Origin of the sequence: Tatumella citrea (assembly GCF_002163585.1) — a bacterium.
In the GTDB taxonomy this organism is placed as follows: Bacteria; Pseudomonadota; Gammaproteobacteria; order Enterobacterales; family Enterobacteriaceae; genus Tatumella; species Tatumella citrea.
The window spans coordinates 2,853,457-2,874,890 of sequence record NZ_CP015579.1; the positions used below are offsets into that span (position 1 = coordinate 2,853,457).

The window sequence follows — 21,434 nt, forward strand, 5'->3', positions numbered from 1 at the left end:
AAATCAACCAAAAGTTTATTAATGAAAAGAATTACGCACTAATTGTCAAAAAGCTAAAGTGTTTGTAATAATGCCGGAATGTTAAAATTTACAGCACTGAATGATAAATGAAATCACTACGACAGGAATATAATTATTCCTGCTATCATCATTTATTTTATTATTACCTTCATTCACCCCGAATGAGTATTGCTTGAAAATTCCCTACCGGACTTCGTGTCCGGTTTTTTTTTGTCTGATTACAGACAGATGCATGCTCTCCGACAGGATTTCCGGGGTTACGTTCTGCCCCCTGCTGGCTCTGACTTCGGTATTATTCATTAATGAAAATATCACATGGCGAAATTACTCACCCTGCCGTCAGATTTTAAATATTACCTGTCAGCATCAGAATATGCTTATAGAGTATCGTCACCAGATGTCTGAATTATGAATGATTATTTTTCAGTATTTTCTGATAACAATATCCGGAACTCCGTTGTGAATAAATTTGATCACCTGAAAAAGTTCCAACCCGCAGACTGATTAGCCTTCACTTACTGATCAGGAAATATCGGTGCCTGTTTCGGCAGTTAGCTTTACTTTCGGGGTCATTGAGGATATTTTTAGCCGTTGCAAACGCTAAGCGTCACGGGCCTGCAGATACCGCCTCCGGTCTGGTATTTGCAAAGTAATGAAGTTGCTGTCTGAGAAGTCCTGCTGACCGCAGCTGTCAGGCGCCCGCCTTCTGTGTAAAATGCCACCTTACCTCAGGTCCAATATCTTTATGCCCGGAAAAAAAAATCCCCTGCTGCCGAACCAGTTACTTAAATCAATGATATTTATCAGTGTGATAGTCGTCGCTATTATGCTGGGCATTATCTACGACAGCTTTGGGGTGCAGCTAAATCATCAACAGGTTCTGGTGGAAAGTTTTGCCCGTGAAACTCAGTTGCGGATTGATAACTACCGGTTTGCTACCTGGCAAATCTATGGTGCACAGAATTCAGCCACTGACAGTCAGGATAGCGATAATTCCACACTCCAGGAAACCCGGTTACGCCCGGATGTTTATGCTCCGGATAAGGATAAGCAAAAAACAGAAGCACTGATTTTTGGTTCTCATGACAGCAATACGCTTACCGGAGCACGTAAGGCGTCTGATTTTCTGGATACCCTGTGGGCGTTAAAGAAAAGCACCTGGTCAATGTATTACCTGAACGGCCAGGACAATAGCCTGACGATGGTCTCCACCCTGCCATTGAAGGATATGATTAGCCGTTATAATGGTGAAAGTATCACCGGGCTGGTTTCGGCCCGCAGAGCCGAGATGTTGCAACAGGCAAACACACTGGATGAACGTGAAAGTTTTTCCGGGTTACGTCACATGCCTGACAGTGGTGATTACTATTTTACGCTCAGGACTACGTTCAACCAGCCGGGACATTTGGCGACCGTTGTAGCATTCGATTTACCGGTAAAAGATATGCTGAGTGGTCAGCTCGATCCTTCCCGGTTAGTATTCCACAGCACTGAAAATTCATCGGGGACTACAGATTCGGGCAGTTCAGACCGAGTCAACCTGGCCTCCGCTTCTGTCGATCTGGCCGCTCCCCTGAGTGCAGCTCCCATGGTGATTACCTATAACCTGTCACTGATGACCCTGCTCGGTGCCACACTTCACCATTTTTCGTTCACTTTATGTCTGTGCCTGTTATTGCTGATACTGTCACTCACTGCCAGCGTATTACTTCGTAACGCGCCTCAGCCGACAGAAAAATCCGCGGACCCTGAGGTTGATTTACTGCGCAGAATGAATAAAGAGATGGTGGATAGCCTGCCGTTGGGCTTCCTGATCTATGATTTTAATGCGCACCGGGAAGTGGTAAGTAATGAAACAGCATCGCAGTTGATTCCTCACCTCAATCTGCAAAAAATCGTTACCCTGTCTGATAATGTTCAGGGCATGTTGCAGGTGACCATCAATAATGAAGTCTACGAAGTCAGACACCAGCAAAGCCAATGCTCACCGCAATACTGCTTTTTTATGATTCGTAACCAGGACCGTGAGATTCTGGTCAATAAAAAGCTGCAAAACGCCCAGCGCATTCTGGATAAGAATCATGAGATGCGCCGTCAGTTACTGGAAAACATCGGTAATGCGTTCCGCGATCCGCTGCAGCACTTAACCCAACAAATTCAGCAGATTCAGACTTCTCTCGCACCGTCTGTCTTGCAGTCACTGATTGACTCCGGGGAACACCTGGCCAGGCTGACCGATCATACAATCCTGCTTAATCAGCTGGAAAATCATCAGTGGTCACCTGATTTGCAGCCCTTCCAGCTTCAACAATTGCTGGATGAAATTGTCAGCGGGATCCTGCCGGCCATGAACCAACGTGGTCTGGAAATCATTGTCAATAATCTGCGCCCTGCGGACGAAATCCGGGTCGGAGATCGGGAAATTTTACGTAAAATTCTGCTGACACTGCTCTGGTATTCCTTCGGAACCACCCGTTGGGGCAAAATTTCTGTCAGAATCAGTGCAAGCCCGGAACATACTGATCGACTATTGATAAATATTGTAGATACTGGACAGGGTCTGAATAAGACTGAACTGGCAAATGCTGATTTTCCTTTCAGTGGAGAAGTCAGCACGCTGAATGACGAAAAATCTAACAGTATGGATTTGTTTTTTTGTCGTCAGTTTTGCCAGAATCTGAACGGACGGCTGGATATTATCTCTAAACCTGACATCGGTACCCATTTTAGTGTATTGATATCTCTCCCTGTAGAGCAGCCAGCTACTCTCAGGGAAGAAAAAATACTGGACGGAATAACAGTATTGGTTGATGTGGTCGTTGATGATATCTATAAAATTGTCAGCCGGCAGCTGGAGTTCTGGGGAGCCAAGTGTCTGATTGCCGACGATCGGGTCCCCGGACAGGACTTTGATTTTCTGGTCACCGATGTTCCGGCCAGGCTGTCAGGATGGGCACTGCTGATCACCGGTTCAGAGCCGGGTTATTCAGCCATCACCCCACAGCAATACCGGGTGAATTACAATCTGAATCAGGCAATGCTGGAAGCTTTGCTGACACTGATTGAGAAACAACTGACCAAGGACGAGATGGAGGATGCTCCTGAAAACGACAGGGAACATTTGCTAAGTGAACCTGAGTATTTTCAGATATTTAAGGATACTGTGCCCGATGATGTCAATAAATTATATCTTGAGCTCGATAATAAAGATTATGCTGCGCTCGCCCTGACTGCTCACCGACTAAAAGGTGTTTTTGCCATGCTGGGTCTGGATGATGGCAAAACACAGTGTGAACAGTTGGAGCGTCTTCTTGAAGAGCGCGATGATTTAAACATTAAAAATACTACCAGTGATATTGAGCACTACGTTCAAACACTGTTGCAGTAAGGTAGCCAAAAAAATGGATAACTTAAACGTAATTATTGCCGATGATCACCCGATTGTTTTGTTCGGGATCCGTAAATCTCTGGAGCAGTTGGAGTGGGTTAATGTGGTCGGTGAATTTGAAGATTCGACTACCCTCATCAATAGCTTATCTAAACTTGAAGCCAATGTACTGATTACCGACCTGTCTATGCCTGGCGATAAATACGGCGACGGGATCACCTTAATTAAATACATTAAACGTCACTACCCGGATCTGGCGATTATCGTTCTGACCATGAACAATAATCCGGCCATTCTGAGTTCGGTACTGGACCTGGACATTGAAGGTATTGTACTGAAACAGGGAGCTCCAACTGATTTACCAAAAGCTCTGGCTGCATTGCAGAAGGGTAAAAAATACACCCCTGAATCAGTCGCACGGTTGCTGGAAAAAATCAGCGCCGGTGGCTACGGTGATAAACGTCTGTCACCTAAAGAGAGTGAAGTATTACGGTTATTTGCCGAAGGATTCCTGGTCACAGAAATTGCCCGCAAGCTTAACCGCAGTATTAAGACCATCAGTAGCCAGAAAAAATCAGCCATGATGAAACTGGGCGTCGATAACGATATCGCATTACTGAACTATCTTTCTTCTGTCAGCGCGACGCTGCCGAAAGACTGATAAAGTAACAAGCCCCCTGCCCTGGCGGCAGGCGGGCTAATTCTCATCGTTTAAACCTCTACTGAACGTTCAGTTCTGACGTGTTCAGCATACCCGGTGAGAATGGCTTTTAACTCCTGCAGCGTCACCGGTTTCGACAGACAATCATCCATACCCGCCTGTAAGCACCGCTGTTTCTCATCGGCCAATGCATTGGCGGTAACACCAATAATCGGCCTGCGGAAACCCGATTCCCGCAAAGTCTGAGTCAGGCAATATCCGTCCATATTTGGCATATTCACATCACTGAGCACAATATCGGCCTCGATACGCTTCAGCACATTCAATGCATCTACACCATCCTGAGCGGTTTTTACCTGATAGCCTAAAGTATGCAGCTGGCCTGACAGCAACATACGGTTAATCGGATGATCATCGACCACCAGAATCAGGATATCTTCATTACTGTCATCTTTAGTACTGCCCGGCAACTGTTCAGTCAGCAGTTTGACTTCGCTGGCTGGCCGGTAGATGCGTTTTAACAGTTCAGGAATTTCATGTGGCATTGAAGTAGGGATAACCCAGACACCTGGCTGTATTTCACCAGGGAAATCAGTATATTCGCTGCTAAAACAGACCCTGGCTTTGCAAACTTCACCCTCTCCGTTCCCGCAATCGGTGAGTATGATGTCATCAGCCGTCAGCTGTTGTCGATCTGTCAATATAGTCATTGACCAGGCCTGTAACTGACGCTGTAAATATTCCGCGAATGCACTATTTTTCAGCATCAGCAATACCCGTTTTCCGGCAAGTTCTTTGTCAGTTTCGTTCCATACGCCCTGATAAACAGGAATACGCACGGTGAACTGGCTACCCATTCCCGGCTCGGACTCCACTTCAATATCGCCGTCCATCATATTGATCAGTTTTTCACAGATAGCCAGCCCAAGTCCTGTTCCCTGGAAATTCCGTTGTACGCCGGTCCCGACCTGGAAAAACGGATCGAACAAACGCAAAACATCGCGGGTAGGTATCCCCACCCCCGTATCACGCACCCGGAACGCCAGATATCCCTGATGCTGATAAATCTGCAGAATAATGCCGCCGGTATGGGTAAATTTAATCGCATTGCTCAGCAGGTTAGAAACCACCTGCTGTAACCGCATGGCATCACCAAACAGTGAAGTCGGAACATCGTGTTCAATCATGCAGTAAAGCGTCAGGCGTTTTTTAACTACCAGCGATAAATAGTTGGAGATGATATGCCCGACCATTTCATGCGGAGAGAACGCCCCCGGCTCAATTTTTAACTGCTCAGATTCAATCTTAGAAAAATCGAGAATATCATTAATAATTTTCAGCAAAAGGTCGGAAGAGTTAGTCATTGCGCTGACCAGTGCTTCTGAGCTTTTTGGCATCTCACGGGTTTTCAGCAAATCCAGGTTGCCGATAATTCCGTATAACGGGGTACGCAGCTCATGGCTGACAGTGGCCAGGAACATCGATTTAGACTGGCTCGCCTGTTCTGCTGAGTCCGCCATTTCCTGCAGCGACTGTTCCATCTTAATCCTGGCACTGACATCGACCAGAACACAGATAGCCACGTTTTCGTTACGGTAACGGCTATGCACAAAGCTTATCTGCAGGTTGGTGTTTGAACCGGTCAGCACATCTACAAAATTGACCTGCTGTCCGCCAATAATTTCTGTCAGCCGCTGTTTATCCTCTGCTGTCAGCAACGTCAGATAATTGTGTGCCAGCTCATTACTCAGAATATTGCTGCCGTCGCTGGTACGCAGAATACAGATCCCTACCGGAGCTGAAGCGACAATTTTTCGGTTAAACTGTTCGTGTTCTTCCAGCCGAACCGCATTGTCTTCTGCAGGCAATAACATTCGTCGTTCAAAGATCATCGCCAGAGCAATCAGTATCAAAGCACTGAAGATATTCAGCAAAATCGCGTTGATTATCATCAGCTTCATCTGATTAAACAGCAGCCCGGTAGGCAGTGAATAGATGATGCTAAACGGGCTGGGTGACAGCGATTGTTTAAGAACCAGTTGCTGATAACCATCCAGATAACCAAACCATTGTTTGTCATCCGGCAAATTATCAAACATATGGCTGGTAACTGTTCTGTCAGTCGACAGCATCAGCTGATCGTCATCATCAACAATCGACGTGGTGACAGGTGCTCCACCGGGAGTTACCAGTTCGTCCAGCCGCAGGTTTTGTTCAAAGCTCAGCAATGCCACAGGCTGGTTACCGGTATAAACCGGCATCATCATATAAAAAGCCCCAACCCCTGGCTGATTGCCCGGTTCAATCCAGTACACCGGATTGCGCTGTTCGGTTGGACTACTGTTATGAAAGCGCAGCACATTTTCCTGAAGAGAGTTCGTGCTGGTATCCTGATTAACTTCGCTGGTACTGAATGAAAACGTCGCCAGGCAGTTACTGCCGTTATTCAACAAAAAAATCCGGCTCATTTCGTAAGACGAAACATACTGGCTTTCCCAGTAATGCAGAAAACCACCTAAAGTATTGAGCGTCGTGCGCCAGTCAGTATTAATTGTTGAGCAGTCATCATCGCTGAATAATGGTGAAAACTGAGGTGAGAAGTTTTTGTCACCACTACTCAGTGTAAACGTGGTGTCATCCGGCGTTTTATTCAGCTGCCCTTCGGTGATGTATTTCAGTTCGCGCATCGCTTCGTTGGTATGAGCGATATACCAACCTGCCTGATTGTAGTTGCCGGACAACTGCTCCCGAATATCCGACTCTTTTTCGTGCAGCACATTCAGCAGATAGAAGGCACTCAGAAGTCCTCCCAGCAACCAGAGTAACAGCGCCAGAATTCGAAAAAGATAACGGGAAACCCGTAGCGTGGTGCGAAAAGATACAAGGTATTTCAATGGAAACTCACTGCAATAGGCCGGCGCAAACGGAATGATGACGGGGACTGCCCCGACACATCATCGGTACAAAGTGACAGCAATCTCTGATAGGAAGTAAGACTAACACATACCGCCATATTTAACATGGTCCGGACCACCGAAAGCGCCGGGTTAAGGAAAGCAGATAATAAAAAAGGCATCGCCAGCGATGCCTTTTTTTACTACTTTCTGCCCTGCAGATGATTACTCGTCTTCAGGTTCAGCATCATCATCGGTCTCCGGTTCCTGACCGAGATCGTCATCCCCTTCTGCAACCGAACCATCGATAGCATCCAGCTCTTCTTCTTCGACCGGTTCAGCAACACGCTGCAGACCAACAACGTTCTCATCTTCAGCGGTACGAATCAGAATAACGCCCTGGGTATTACGGCCTACGACGCTGACCTCAGAAACACGGGTTCGGACCAGAGTTCCGGCATCGGTGATCATCATGATTTGATCACTGTCTACTACCTGAACAGCGCCAATCACCGGACCATTACGTTCTGTGACCTTAATCGAAATAACCCCCTGAGTCGCACGGGACTTAGTCGGGTATTCCTGATTTGCGGTACGTTTACCGTAGCCGTTTTGGGTCACAGTCAGAATCGCACCATCTTCGCGAGGAATAATCAGTGATACAACGCGGTCACTCTCAGCCAGTTTAATTCCGCGCACACCAGAGGCAGTACGTCCCATCGGCCTGACGGCTTGCTCAGAGAAGCGTACAACTTTACCGGCGGCCGAGAACAGCATCGCTTCATCATTACCATCAGTCAGCGCTACACCAATCAGCTCATCGTCATCACGCAGATTTACCGCAATAATTCCGGCACTGCGCGGGCGACTGAATTCGGTCAGTGAGGTTTTCTTCACTGTACCACTGGCTGTTGCCATGAAAATATTCAGACCTTCAGAATATTCACGCACCGGCAGAATCGCCGTAATACGTTCATTGGCTTCCAGTGGCAGCAGGTTAACGATTGGTCGTCCGCGCGCACCACGGCTGGCTTCAGGCAACTGATAAACCTTCATCCAGTACAGGCGACCACGGCTCGAGAAGCACAGGATCGTATCATGGGTGTTTGCCACCAGCAGACGATCAATAAAGTCTTCTTCTTTAATTCTGGCCGCTGACTTACCTTTACCACCACGACGTTGTGCTTCATAGTCGGTGAGTGGCTGGTATTTGACATAGCCCTGATGTGACAGAGTGACTACCACATCTTCCTGGTTGATCAGATCTTCAATATTGATATCCGCAGAGTTAGCCGTGATTTCAGTCCGGCGCTCGTCACCAAACTGTTCACGAATAGCCACCAACTCTTCACGAATAACTTCCATCAGACGGTTCGCGTCCTGCAGAATGAAAATCAGCTCAGCAATCTCATCCAGAAGCTGTTTGTACTCATCCAGCAGTTTTTCATGCTCCATACCGGTCAGTTTCTGCAAACGCAGATCCAGAATGGCCTGAGCCTGTTGTTCTGTCAGATAGTAAGCACCATCACGAATGCCGTATTCAGGTTCCAGCCACTCCGGACGAGCTGCATCATCACCGGCTTTTTCCAGCATCGCAGCAACGTTACCCAACTCCCAGGCTTTAGCGATCAATGCAGCTTTAGCTTCCGCCGGAGATGGTGCGCGACGAATAAGCTCAATGACCGGATCGATATTCGCCAGCGCAATCGCCAGACCTTCAAGAATATGGGCACGATCACGGGCTTTGCGCAGCTCATAGATAGTACGACGGGTAACCACTTCACGGCGATGACGAACGAAGGCTTCCAGAATATCTTTCAGCGGCATAATCTTTGGCTGGCCCTGATGCAGTGCCACCATGTTAATACCGAAAGAGGTCTGTAACTGGGTCAGAGAATAGAGATTATTAAGTACCACCTCACCCACAGCATCGCGTTTCACTTCAATGACGATGCGCATACCATCTTTATCTGATTCATCACGCAGTGCGCTGATGCCTTCGATACGCTTTTCTTTAACCAGCTCAGCAATTTTTTCAATCAGTCGCGCCTTGTTCACCTGATAAGGGATTTCATGCACGATGATCGTTTCACGGCCGGTTTTCGCATCAGTCTCAACTTCACCACGACCGCGAATATAAATCTTACCACGACCTGTACGGTAGGCTTCTTCAATGCCTCTGCGGCCATTGATAATAGCGGCGGTCGGAAAGTCCGGACCAGGAATGTGTTCCATCAGTCCTTCGACAGTAATTTCACTGTCTTCAATCAACGCCAGACAACCGTTAATCACTTCAGTAAGGTTATGTGGCGGTATGTTGGTCGCCATCCCGACCGCAATCCCGGAAGAACCATTTACCAGCAGGTTCGGGACTCTGGTCGGCATAACTTCAGGAATTTGTTCTGTACCGTCGTAGTTAGGTACGAAATCGACCGTCTCTTTGTCCAGGTCAGCCAGTAATTCATGGGCAATTTTGGACATACGAATTTCGGTATAACGCATTGCTGCCGCGGAGTCACCGTCGATCGACCCAAAGTTACCCTGGCCGTCAACCAGCATGTAACGCAGTGAAAACGGCTGTGCCATACGAACAATGGTTTCATAGACAGCAGAATCACCGTGCGGGTGATATTTACCGATGACATCCCCGACAACACGGGCAGATTTTTTGTAGGCTTTGTTCCAGTCGTTACCTAATTCGCTCATGGCAAACAGCACACGACGGTGTACTGGTTTCAGGCCATCACGCACATCAGGCAACGCACGGCCAACGATGACCGACATGGCATAATCAAGATAAGAATTTTTTAATTCTTCCTCGATATTAACCGGGGTGATTTCTCTTGCTAAGTCGCTCATGGAGCCGATATCCCTCTAGATATTGCCGACTATTCAGACCGCAAATCATATCACATTACCGCCCTGCGGTGCACGTCAGCATCAGATAAGTTACACAGATCAACAAGCGGAGGGTGCCGCAAGCCTTGTAAGCGTTTATACTCGGGAAAATTTTGTCAGGAGTAGAGATTTATGAATATGCCTTCACCAGAAAAACAGCAGAATGTTGACCACCAGGAAATTGCCAAATTTGAAGCAGTGGCTTCCCGATGGTGGGACCTGGAAGGCGAGTTCAAACCGCTACATCGTATTAATCCCCTGCGACTCGGCTATATCAGTCAGAACAGTCAGGGGCTATTCGGTAAAAAAGTTCTGGATGTTGGTTGTGGTGGCGGGATTCTGGCAGAAAGCATGGCCCGCGAAGGTGCCGACGTTACCGGACTGGATATGGGTGCAGAACCCCTGGAAGTCGCCCGTCTGCATGCACTGGAAAGCGGAGTCACCGTAAATTACGTGCAACGTACCGTTGAAGAACATGCCGGACTGTTCGCCGGACAATATGATGTCGTAACCTGCATGGAAATGCTGGAGCATGTTCCGGACCCACGTTCGGTAGTTCATGCCTGTGCCAGCCTGGTAAAACCTGGCGGGCAGGTATTTTTCTCTACAATTAACCGTAATCCAAAAGCCTGGCTGATGGCGGTATTCGGTGCTGAATATGTTTTACGTATGGTACCGCGCGGCACCCACGACATTAAAAAGTTTATCCGGCCGGCAGAGCTGCTGAACTGGGTTGACGAAACTCCGTTACGCGAAGAAGGGATGATCGGATTGCATTACAATCCTTTGACCAACAAGTTCCGGCTGGGGCATGGCGTGGATGTTAATTATATGATTCACACCAGTTTCCCTGAAAGCGCCTGATGACTGAGCAATAGCTGATTTATGCCTGAAAAACCTCCGGATGGACGATAAAATATGCCCTCCGGAGGAACATGTAGTGACTGTCACTTAAACTATCACTTCTGACAGATAAAAGACCTTCCCCAGCCAGCACTGAATGAAAAATCGGCGACCGATCGCAAAAAGAATTTTTTTCTTTCAATTGTTGACATCAGAGCGTGCCTTTAATCATGCGGGTTACGGAAAAAATCGTAAATTACAAGCCAAATCACCATCAATTTTTCCTCTTGTTAAGTCCGGGGAAGTCACTAGAATAAACCCTATCTTGTTATATATTTTCTATACAGCCCCTACATGTAGTGGTTATCCACAGTCTTATTCACAAAGAAAATGCTGTGCATAACTACGCAAAATGTATAACTCACTGATACTCATGCATAGATAGGTAAACGCGACATGAATCAAAGTCTGCTCGTTACGAAACGCGATGGAAGCCAGGAACGAATCAATCTCGATAAAATACACCGGGTACTCGATTGGGCAGCAGAAGGTCTTCACAATGTCTCTGTCTCACAGGTAGAACTGCGCTCGCATATTCAGTTTTATGACGGAATTAAAACATCTGATATTCATGAAACCATTATCAAAGCAGCGGCAGACCTGATCTCACGTGATGCACCTGATTACCAGTATCTTGCAGCACGTCTGGCGATTTTCCATCTGCGTAAAAAAGCTTACGGACAGTTTGAACCCCCGGCGCTGTATGACCATGTCAGATCCATGGTTGAGCGCGGTAAATACGATAGCCACCTGCTGGAAGATTATACTGCTGAAGAATTTGCACAGATGGACGGATTTATCGACCACTGGCGTGATATGACATTCTCTTATGCGGCAGTAAAACAGCTGGAAGGCAAATATCTGGTTCAGAACCGTGTCAGCGGTGAGATCTATGAGAGTGCGCAGTTCCTGTATATCCTGGTCGCTGCCTGTCTGTTTTCGGCATACCCGCGTGAAACCCGTCTTGACTACATCAAACGTTTTTACGATGCGGTATCCACATTTAAGATTTCACTGCCTACGCCAATTATGGCCGGCGTACGCACCCCGACCCGCCAGTTCAGTTCCTGCGTGTTAATTGAATGTGGTGACAGCCTGGATTCCATTAATGCCACTTCCAGTGCGATTGTGAAATATGTATCACAGCGCGCCGGTATTGGTATTAACGCGGGTCGCATTCGTGCGCTCGGTAGCCCGATTCGCGGCGGTGAAGCATTCCACACCGGATGTATCCCGTTCTATAAGCACTTCCAGACAGCGGTTAAATCCTGTTCTCAGGGCGGTGTCCGTGGTGGTGCAGCCACGCTGTTCTACCCTATCTGGCATCTGGAAGTAGAAAGCCTGCTGGTGTTAAAAAACAACCGTGGTGTTGAAGGAAACCGTGTTCGTCATATGGACTACGGAGTACAACTCAACAAACTGATGTACCAGCGTTTACTTAAAGGCGAAGACATTACCCTGTTCAGCCCGTCGGATGTCCCGGGCCTGTATGATGCTTTCTTTGCTGATCAGGATGAATTTGAACGCCTGTATGTTAAATATGAGCAGGACAGCAGCATCCGTAAACAACGGATTAAAGCAGTAGAACTGTTTTCTCTGATGATGCAGGAACGTGCTTCAACCGGACGTATTTATATTCAGAACGTTGACCACTGCAACACCCATAGCCCGTTTGATCCGGCAATTGCTCCTGTACGTCAGTCAAACCTGTGTCTGGAAATTGCCCTGCCTACCCGGCCACTGGAAGATGTCAACGATGAGAATGGCGAAATCGCCCTGTGTACTCTGTCGGCATTTAACCTGGGAGCTATCAGCAGCCTGGACGAACTGGAAGATTTGTCTGTACTTGCGGTGCGTGCTCTGGATGCGCTGCTGGATTATCAGGACTACCCGATTCCTGCCGCACAACGCGGTGCGATGGGCCGTCGTACTCTGGGTATTGGTGTCATTAACTATGCATACTACCTGGCGAAACACGGTAAGCGTTATTCCGATGGTAGTGCTAATAACCTGACTCACAAGACCTTTGAAGCTATTCAGTACTACCTGCTAAAAGCTTCTAACGAGCTGGCTAAAGAACAGGGTGCTTGCCCGTGGTTTAATGAAACCACTTATGCTGCCGGTGTGCTGCCGATTGATACCTATAAAGCAGACCTCGATGCAATCTGTAATGAGCCATTGCATCTGGACTGGGAATCTCTGAGAGAGTCCATCCGTACCCATGGCCTGCGTAACTCGACTCTGTCCGCGCTGATGCCTTCGGAAACATCTTCCCAGATTTCCAATGCGACCAACGGCATTGAGCCACCACGCGGTCATGTCAGTATTAAAGCCTCGAAAGACGGTATCCTGCGTCAGGTGGTACCAGATTATGAAGAGCTGAAAAATAACTATGAGCTGTTGTGGGAAATGCCATCGAACGATGGTTACCTGCAACTGGTGGGTGTGATGCAGAAATTTGTCGACCAGTCGATTTCAGCAAACACCAACTATGACCCTTCCCGGTTTGCTAACGGTAAGGTGCCAATGAAACAGCTGCTGAAAGACCTGCTGACCGCCTATAAATTTGGCGTTAAGACGCTGTATTACCAGAACACCCGTGATGGTGCTGAAGATGCTCAGGATGACCTGGCACCGGCCGATGACGGTTGTGAAGGCGGCGCCTGCAAGATTTAAACCTCTGCCAGGGGCCATCACCGGCCCCTGACTTTAGCTATTTAACCGCTAAAACGTTAGCCTGTATCTATCGGATGTTTGCTTATGGCCTATACCACATTCTCGCAAAACAAAAATGACCAGTTAAAAGAACCGATGTTTTTCGGACAGTCGGTGAACGTCGCCCGTTTCGACCAGCAAAAATATGATATTTTTGAAAAACTGATCGAGAAACAACTGTCTTTTTTCTGGCGTCCTGAAGAAGTTGATGTTGCCCGTGACCGGATTGACTACCAGTCTTTACCCGAGCATGAGAAGCATATCTTTATCAGCAATCTGAAATATCAGACCCTGCTGGATTCTATTCAGGGACGCAGTCCAAACGTTGCGTTACTGCCGCTGGTCTCTATTCCTGAGCTGGAAACCTGGATTGAAACCTGGGCGTTTTCTGAGACCATCCATTCCCGCTCCTACACTCATATTATCCGAAACATTGTGACCGACCCGGCGCTGGTGTTTGACGATATCGTGACTAATGAGCAGATTCTCAAGCGCGCTGAAGATATCACCGGCTATTATGACGACCTGATTGAAATGACCAGCTACTGGCACTTGCTGGGTGAAGGCACCCACCAGGTGGGCGGTAAAGAGATAGTGGTCAACCTGCGCGCACTGAAGAAACAGCTTTATCTGTGTCTGATGAGTGTCAATGCGCTGGAAGCTATCCGTTTCTATGTCAGTTTTGCCTGTTCTTTCGCTTTTGCTGAACGTGAACTGATGGAAGGCAATGCTAAGATTATTCGTCTGATTGCCCGTGATGAAGCTCTGCACCTGACCGGTACTCAGCATATGCTGAACCTGATGCGCAGCGGTGAAGATGATCCGGAAATGAAAGAGATTGCTGCTGAATGCCAGGAGCAATGCTATGAGCTGTTTAAGAAAGCGGCCATTCAGGAAAAAGAATGGGCTGAGTATCTGTTCCGTGACGGTTCAATGATTGGTCTGAACAAAGATATTCTCTGCCAGTACATTGAATATATTACCAACATCCGTATGCAGGCTGTCGGACTCAATCTACCGTTCCAGACCCGTTCTAACCCGATCCCGTGGATCAATTCATGGCTGGTATCGGATAATGTTCAGGTTGCTCCGCAGGAAGTAGAGGTAAGTTCTTATCTGGTCGGACAAATCGACTCGGAAGTCGGTGCTGACGATTTTAACGACTTCCAGCTGTAATAATGGATAAGTCCAGTGTCATCACACTCAGTCGCTCAGGGCGTGAGCTTGAGTGTGTTGAAAACGCCTACCCTAATCTGCTGAGCGCACTCGAAGCTCATCAGTTACCGGTCGAGTACCAGTGCCGTGAAGGCTATTGCGGATCATGTCGTCTGAAACTGCGAAAAGGCAAAGTCTGCTACCGCAGTGAGCCGCTGGCATTTGTTGGCCAGGGTGAAATTTTACCCTGCTGCTGCCGGCCGGTGGGTGATATTGAACTGGAGCTTTAGCCTGCAGTTATCGCCGGAATAAACCGGCGATAACTGATTAGTCGACAATAAATAACCTTGCACCATCGACAGTCGAGGAACGATGAGCCTCTGCCTGATCAGCCACCTGATAACTCATCCCCGCTTTTAACGTGAATGTCCTGCCATCCTCAAGTTCGGTAACCATCTCGCCTTCCAGGCAAAACAAAATATGGCCTTTCTTGCACCAGTGTTCTGCCAGATAACCTGCTGAATAGGTGACGTCTCTGACACGGATATCACCAAACTGGCGGGTTTTCCAGACAGCCATCCCTTGTTCACCAGCATGATTCTCACCGGTAACTGTCTGCCAGTCTGTTATACCGAACGGAATATCATTTATCTACATCGTCACAATCCTGTTAAAACCGACAAACGGTCGTTATGAATAAAATTATAAAATTAAGGAAGCAGCAAATGCCCGGTCACTTCCAACCAGCTATGGCTTGCCGGAGAGTTTCTTCCCTGTAGCCAGCGTAACAGCATGTTCATTGCAACCGTGCTGATCAGTTCCTGACGGGCCGACAGTGAGTGGCGTTGAGTATTAAAAGTCAGCTGATGTGCTTCAGTGCCCTGTGGAGTCGCCAGACAAATCCCCAGTGACTGTTCATTCAGTTCACCCACAGCCAGAGCCAGTGATGCCCGATGATGTTTAGCCAGCGACACCGTACGCTCAGCCAGTTCAGACAGCGTTTCAACACCAGCTGCCGGTAAATCACTGCCCTGCAACGGTACATCCGCAGAAGCCAGTGACCAGTGAAGATACCCTGCCGTAAATTTCTCACTGACCGACAGAGTTAATCCCTGCTGTCTGATTTCACGTGCCAGCACGGCCGGGAGCCCTTCCGTGCCTTCAAACAGAATCCAGTCTGCCAGTTGCTGACGAATATTTTGCCAGCAGCTATTCATCGCCACAGCCTCACTCCCGGGACCGGTCAGTTTAATTTCCACCACCGGCATCGCCGCCCGGTACCCCAGAGTGACGCCTGCGGGCAGTATTAAACTGTCCAGTTGTGCCGCCAGATCACTTTCTCCGCGACCAAAGGTCGTCAGTCTCAGGCAAAGGGGCTTCTCAGGCAGGCTGAATTGTTCAGCCAGTCGAGGCAGGATTTGCTCAGTAACCATCACCTTAAACTCCGAAGGCACTCCGGGAGTAAAAAAGATCCGACAGTCATTCAGTGTCACCGCAAAACCGCAGGCTGTTCCTACGCGGTTATCGATCATTTCAGCGCCCTGCGGAATTTCCGCCTGTTTTCGGTTAGAGGCAGCCATCGTTCGCCCACGTTCACTGAAAAAAGCTTCTATTCGCTGCAACCACTGTTCATTCAGTTCAAGTTTAACCCCACAGGCAATGGCTGCGGCCTGAGCACTGAGATCATCGCTGGTAGGCCCCAGCCCGCCATTAACAATCAGCACATCGGCCTGCAGGCTTCGTTGCTTTAACTCTTCCACCAGTGCATCTAACTGGTCTCCCACCGTTGAACGGTGAGTCATCACCAGCCCGTGAGAAAAAAAGGTATCCGCCAGCCAGCCCGCATTGGTATCGGTGATCTGTCCATACAACACTTCATCGCCGGTAGATAACATTTCAATATTCAACTTACTGCTCCTGGACAGTTAACGTGGCCTGTTTCGTATCAGCCACAGATAGCGGCTGCTTCGGAAGATGAAAATATACTGAGGGATTCATTTAAATACTGTCCGCAAGTGATTACAAGCCCGGACATCAGCTGTCATAAAAAAACGGCAAACTCAGCAGCATCACAGATAAAAGCCCTGTGTGCATCGTTATCCCGAAGAGTAAAATAACCTGAGCAGCCAGTGGAAAATGCACCTTTTCTCTGATTATTCTGATAAATTTCTTAGCAATGAATTTTAGGAGCGGTGCCCTGTCGTAATGGATGAACACCATTCACCGGCACAAGATGCAGTGACTTTGTCGCCGCAGCCAACTAACACCCGAACAATCAAGGAAAATGTTTCCGGTATGAATCGCAGAATGTTTATGAAAGGCTCGCTGGCGGTTTCCGCCCTCGGGACAATGACAGGATTATCCTCCCTGCTGGCTAACTCGGCCTGGGCGGCTGACGGTATCGCCGATGGACATGCCCGGCAATTCGATTTTGATCAGCTCAAACAACAGGCGGCCGCTCTGGCCAAACAACCCTGGGGTGGAGCACCGGGTCCGTTACCTGAAACTCTGGCTAATTTGACACCTCAGGATTACAACGCAATTCAGTATGATGCCGGTCATTCCCTGTGGAACAACATCCCGGACCGTCAGCTGGATGTTCAGTTTTTCCATGTTGGCATGGGATTTAAACGGCGAATCAGGATGTTTTCGGTAGACCCTGCCAACCGCCAGGCTCGGGAAATTCATTTCCGTCCTGAACTGTTCAGCTATAACAATGCGCATGTCGATGTAAAACAACTGGCGGGAAAAACGGATCTCGGTTTCGCCGGATTCAGAGCTTTTAAAAAGCCAGAGCTGGCACGCCGAGATATCGTTTCTTTCCTGGGTGCCAGTTATTTCCGTGCCGTCGATGATACCTATCAGTACGGTCTCTCAGCCCGCGGCGTAGCCATTGATACATTTTCTAATCACGAAGAGTTTCCGGATTTCACGGCCTTCTGGTTTGAAACACCGAAGCCGGAAGACACCACTTTCGTTGTCTACGCTTTACTGGATGGTGCCAGCATTACAGGGGCCTTTAAGTTCACCATTGATTGCGAGCAAGAACGCGTGGTGATGACTGTCGAAAATAACCTGTATGCCCGAAAAGCCATTGAACAGTTGGGTATCGCTCCAATGACCAGCATGTTCAGTTGCGGGACCAATGATAGGCGGATGTGTAATACCTATCATCCGCAGATCCACGATTCCGACCGGCTGGCGATGTGGACAGGTAAAGGAGAGTGGATTGCCCGGCCACTGAATAACCCGCAGCGTCTGACTTTCAACAGTTTCAGTGATGAAAACCCACGTGGCTTCGGGTTGCTCCAGCTGGACCACGATTTTAATGATTATCAGGATGTGATTGGCTGGTATAACAAGCGGCCAAGTCTGTGGGTTGAGCCGGTAGGTAAATGGGGGAAAGGTGCCATTAACCTGATGGAAATCCCAACCACCGGTGAAACCCTGGATAACATTGTTTGTTTCTGGAAACCGGAAGCTCCGGTAACCGCCGGCAGTGAACTGAGTTTTGGCTATAAACTCTACTGGAGCGGGCTGCCTCCGGTGCAAAGTCCACTGGCCCGGGTTGCGGCTACCCGTACCGGTATCGGCGGTTTCCCGGAAGGCTGGGCACCTGGCGAACACTTCCCTGAAGTCTGGTGTCGCCGTTTCGCGGTTGATTTTGTTGGCGGCGATCTGCAGGCTGCTGCGCCTAAAGGCATTGAACCTGTCATTACATTATCTTCGGGTACCTTTAAACAGGTTGAGATTCTGTATGTTGAACCACTCAAAGCCTACCGGATTCTGTTCGACTGGTATCCGGACAGCGACTCTACGGCTCCGGTAAACATGCGACTGTTCCTGCGTACCAAAGGCGAGACACTGAGTGAAACCTGGATGTATCAGTACGTACCGCCAGCACCCGATCAGCGCAAATATATTGATGACCGCCAGATGACCGCCGGTTAATCACCCTGTGGCGAAGCACCCCGCTTCGCCACTTTCATTGCTTAGCAACCTGCAACTCCATTCCGATATGCTCGATACCATCCTCACTGTACGGTTCGGTACACACCACAAAACCCTGAGCCGCATAAAATCCCTGCAAATGCGACTGAGCTGATAAATACAGCGATCTTTCCGGATAGTGCAAAGAGCAGACCAGTAAAGTCTGTTTCAGCAACTGGTGTCCCAGTTGCCGTCCACGGGCAAAAGGCGCCACAATAACGCGCCCGATGCTCAGCGGTTGTTGCTGGTCTTCCGGAACCAACAGGCGTGAATAAGCCGCCAGTTCTCCGTCAATAAATCCCAGCAGATGTCGGTTATTTCCCAGCAGATCGGCACCATCGATATCCTGGTAGACGCACTGCTGTTCCACGATAAACACCTGATTTCGCAATGCCAGTAACTGATAAAGATCACTGGTTGATAATTCACTATGATGCAGATCTTTCCATTTCATCTCTGTCATTAAGTTATCCTTTCTCTTTTTATTCTCAGGTAATTTAAGGGGGATTTCAGTAGCGAACCAGCCCGCCATCAACGGCAAACTGACTGCCCGTTACATAGGAAGCATCGTCAGACAGCAGAAATAAACCCACTGCAGCAGCCTCCTCCGCAGTACCGACGCGTTTCAGTGGTACCTGACTGACCACAAAATCCTCAAAACTTTGTCGTGTTTCCTGAGGCATAAATTCACGAAAATTAGTCTCAACCGGACCAGGAACCAACACATTGACCCGAATATTTCGCTCTGCCATCGCAGCAGACCAGCTGCGGACCATTGCCACCAGAGCACCTTTAGTCGCGGCATAAAGGCTGGTTGCCGCTGCCCCTTCATAGACCGATGAGGACGAAGTGATTACCACTGACGCTCCCGGATTCAGTAACGGTGAAAGACTCGCCAGTTGCAGCATTGGCCCACGAACATTCACATGCATCATACGGTCAAAATCGCTGGCAGTTACGGATTCAGGCATCCCGATGGAGGCAAATCCGGCATTCAGCCACAGACCGTCGAGCCGTTGCCAGCCTGAGATAGCGGCTGCAAGAACCTCTCCGGTCGTTTCCTGCCCGGCATCATCCTTCAGAACCAGAGAACCTTCAGGTAACTGTGCCTGACTGTCGGCCAGACGTTGTGGATTCTGCCCGGTGACAGCTACCCCCCCCCCTTCCCGACAGATTCGCAAAGCACCGGCCAGCCCCATACCGCTGGTACCTCCGGTGATCAGTACATTTTTATCAGTAAAACGGGCCATAACTACTCCTGTTAAAAAATACGGGAAGATAAAAATAACACAAAGAAAAAAGGCCATGGAATCCATGGCCTTATGATGACTACAGGTTTACGCAGAAAAATTACATAAACGGCTGGGCAAGTTTCACCAGTGTAATCAGTGGCTGCGGGAAGATACCCAGTACAAGCACCAGAATTGCAGAAATCAGAGTGACAATACCGCCGGCGGTATAGCCCCAGCTGTTGGTTGTATCCCGGTGGTGTAATCCCGGAGCACTCAGGAACAGGCTGACAGTCACACGCAGGTAGTAGTAAAGACCAATGGCACTGCCGGCAATCACCGCGGCTGCCAGCCACCATAATTTACCGTTCACTGCAGAAGCCAACACATAGAATTTACCAATAAAGCCCAGCGTCGAAGGAATCCCCGCCAGTGACATCATCATCATCGCCATAACTGCCGACAGCACCGGACGGTGCCAGAACAGGCCACGGTAAGAGTACAACGAATCCGTATCATTTTCCCGTCCGGCAGCAGACATCAGGCTGACCACACCAAAGGCTCCCAGGCTGCTGAACAGATAGCCAGCCAGATAAACTCCGGTCGTTTCCAGCGATAACTGCTGTGATTCAGAGGCAATCAATGCCACCAGCAGATACCCGAGGTGGGCAATAGAAGAGTAGCCGAGCAGACGTTTGATATTCGTCTGAGCAATCGCCATCAGGTTACCGACCAGGATAGAAGCAAATGCAATCACTCCCAGCGCGGTACGCATCCCTTCACTGTGACTGACCGGCGCATCAATAAATAACCTCATCATCACGGCAAAAATAGCAATTTTACTGCCAGTCGCAAGGAACGCAGAAACCGGCGCAGGCGCTCCCTGATACACATCCGGTGTCCACAGATGGAACGGCACCAGTGACAGTTTAAAGCCGATACCAATGATAATCATGCCAAAACCGGCCAACATCAGCGGTGAGCTTAACCCGGCACCAGACAGATTCTGACCTAACGCGGCAAAGGTTAAATCGCCACTGCCAGCGTACACCAGTGCAATACCAAACAGCAGGAATGACGAGGCCGCAGCAGACAGGATGGTATATTTAATCGCGGCTTCCAGTGAGCGTTTATGCCGGAAAGCGTACCCTACCAACCCGAACAGCGGCAGTGACAGTAGTTCGACGCCAATAAACAGCGACGCCAGATGATCAGCACTCGACAGGACAATCCCGCCAAGCACCGCAATGGCCACCAACAGATAGAACTCATCGGTATTATCATGAAACGACTTCAGCCACGGGAAAGCAAAGGTACAGGTGGCTAAGCCTGCCATTAACACCAGCGCAGAGTAGAAGACTGAGTAACCGTCCACTCTTAATAAAGAGGTGACGTCCGTTGCACCGTTATGGCCGACAAACCACAGAGATAACAACGCAAGGTTAAGACCAATGACTGTCAGTGTAGCGTTCACAAAGTGGTTGCGTCGCCACGCAATAGACAGCATCACCACCACCACTGTTAATCCGGTGATTAACAGGGGGAGAAGCGCAATCAATTGTTCAGTAGTTATTGTCATG

The 21,434-nt window shown here is 48.7% G+C and carries 14 protein-coding genes; 7 read left to right on the forward strand and 7 right to left on the reverse strand.

Going from position 1 to position 21,434, the window contains the following annotated elements:
- The first annotated feature begins 766 nt into the window (after positions 1–766).
- Both rcsD and rcsB read left to right on the forward strand, forming a co-directional pair.
- Entirely contained in the window at positions 767–3,409 is a 2,643-nt protein-coding gene (gene rcsD / locus A7K98_RS13670) for a phosphotransferase RcsD (protein ID WP_087489062.1), read from the forward strand.
- A 13-nt stretch (positions 3,410–3,422) separates the two neighbouring features.
- Entirely contained in the window at positions 3,423–4,070 is a 648-nt protein-coding gene (gene rcsB / locus A7K98_RS13675) for a response regulator transcription factor RcsB (RefSeq protein WP_087489063.1), read from the forward strand.
- Between the two features lie 50 nt (positions 4,071–4,120).
- On the opposite strand, the gene rcsC is transcribed toward rcsB, so the two are convergent.
- Both rcsC and gyrA read right to left on the reverse strand, forming a co-directional pair.
- Entirely contained in the window at positions 4,121–6,964 is a 2,844-nt protein-coding gene (rcsC, locus tag A7K98_RS13680; RefSeq protein ID WP_087489064.1) for a two-component system sensor histidine kinase RcsC, read from the reverse strand.
- Between the two features lie 225 nt (positions 6,965–7,189).
- A complete protein-coding gene (gene gyrA, locus A7K98_RS13685) occupies positions 7,190–9,823 on the reverse strand; it encodes a DNA topoisomerase (ATP-hydrolyzing) subunit A (RefSeq protein WP_087489065.1) in 2,634 nt (877 codons plus the stop codon).
- Positions 9,824–9,994: 171 nt separating this feature from the next.
- On the opposite strand from gyrA, the gene ubiG reads away from it, so the two are divergent.
- The 4 genes from ubiG (at position 9,995) to yfaE (ending at position 14,925) form a co-directional block, all read left to right on the forward strand.
- Positions 9,995–10,726, forward strand: a complete 732-nt coding sequence (gene ubiG, locus A7K98_RS13690) for a bifunctional 2-polyprenyl-6-hydroxyphenol methylase/3-demethylubiquinol 3-O-methyltransferase UbiG (protein WP_087489066.1) — start codon at positions 9,995–9,997, stop codon at positions 10,724–10,726.
- A gap of 435 nt (positions 10,727–11,161) precedes the next feature.
- The gene (gene nrdA, locus A7K98_RS13695) at positions 11,162–13,441 is read left to right on the forward strand and encodes a class 1a ribonucleoside-diphosphate reductase subunit alpha (protein ID WP_087489067.1); all 2,280 of its coding nucleotides are present in this window, start codon (positions 11,162–11,164) and stop codon (positions 13,439–13,441) included.
- A gap of 84 nt (positions 13,442–13,525) precedes the next feature.
- Positions 13,526–14,656: a class Ia ribonucleoside-diphosphate reductase subunit beta gene (gene nrdB / locus A7K98_RS13700; RefSeq protein ID WP_087489068.1), complete on the forward strand. Its 1,131-nt coding sequence runs from the start codon at positions 13,526–13,528 to the stop codon at positions 14,654–14,656.
- A gap of 2 nt (positions 14,657–14,658) precedes the next feature.
- Positions 14,659–14,925 (forward strand): class I ribonucleotide reductase maintenance protein YfaE, encoded by a 267-nt coding sequence (gene yfaE, locus A7K98_RS13705; RefSeq protein WP_087489069.1) that lies wholly within the window; start codon positions 14,659–14,661, stop codon positions 14,923–14,925.
- Positions 14,926–14,962: 37 nt separating this feature from the next.
- Here yfaE and A7K98_RS13710 read toward each other — a convergent pair whose 3' ends face one another.
- Positions 14,963–15,286, reverse strand: a complete 324-nt coding sequence (locus tag A7K98_RS13710) for a DHCW motif cupin fold protein (RefSeq protein WP_232461643.1) — start codon at positions 15,284–15,286, stop codon at positions 14,963–14,965.
- Between the two features lie 59 nt (positions 15,287–15,345).
- Complete coding sequence (locus tag A7K98_RS13715; protein WP_087490515.1) at positions 15,346–16,530, reverse strand: nicotinamide mononucleotide deamidase-related protein YfaY; 1,185 nt, start codon at positions 16,528–16,530, stop codon at positions 15,346–15,348.
- A 400-nt stretch (positions 16,531–16,930) separates the two neighbouring features.
- Here A7K98_RS13715 and A7K98_RS13725 point away from each other — a divergent pair, with 400 nt between their 5' ends.
- Positions 16,931–18,586, forward strand: coding sequence for a glucan biosynthesis protein D (locus tag A7K98_RS13725; RefSeq protein WP_087490516.1), 1,656 nt, complete (start codon positions 16,931–16,933; stop codon positions 18,584–18,586).
- A gap of 34 nt (positions 18,587–18,620) precedes the next feature.
- Here the strand turns inward: A7K98_RS13725 and A7K98_RS13730 are convergent, their stop codons facing one another.
- From A7K98_RS13730 to nuoN, 3 genes are all read right to left on the reverse strand, one after another.
- Positions 18,621–19,079, reverse strand: a complete 459-nt coding sequence (locus A7K98_RS13730) for a GNAT family N-acetyltransferase (protein WP_087490517.1) — start codon at positions 19,077–19,079, stop codon at positions 18,621–18,623.
- A 55-nt stretch (positions 19,080–19,134) separates the two neighbouring features.
- Positions 19,135–19,875: an SDR family oxidoreductase gene (locus A7K98_RS13735; protein ID WP_087489071.1), complete on the reverse strand. Its 741-nt coding sequence runs from the start codon at positions 19,873–19,875 to the stop codon at positions 19,135–19,137.
- Between the two features lie 100 nt (positions 19,876–19,975).
- A complete protein-coding gene (gene nuoN / locus A7K98_RS13740) occupies positions 19,976–21,433 on the reverse strand; it encodes an NADH-quinone oxidoreductase subunit NuoN (RefSeq protein WP_087489072.1) in 1,458 nt (485 codons plus the stop codon).
- Position 21,434: the final 1 nt, after the last annotated feature.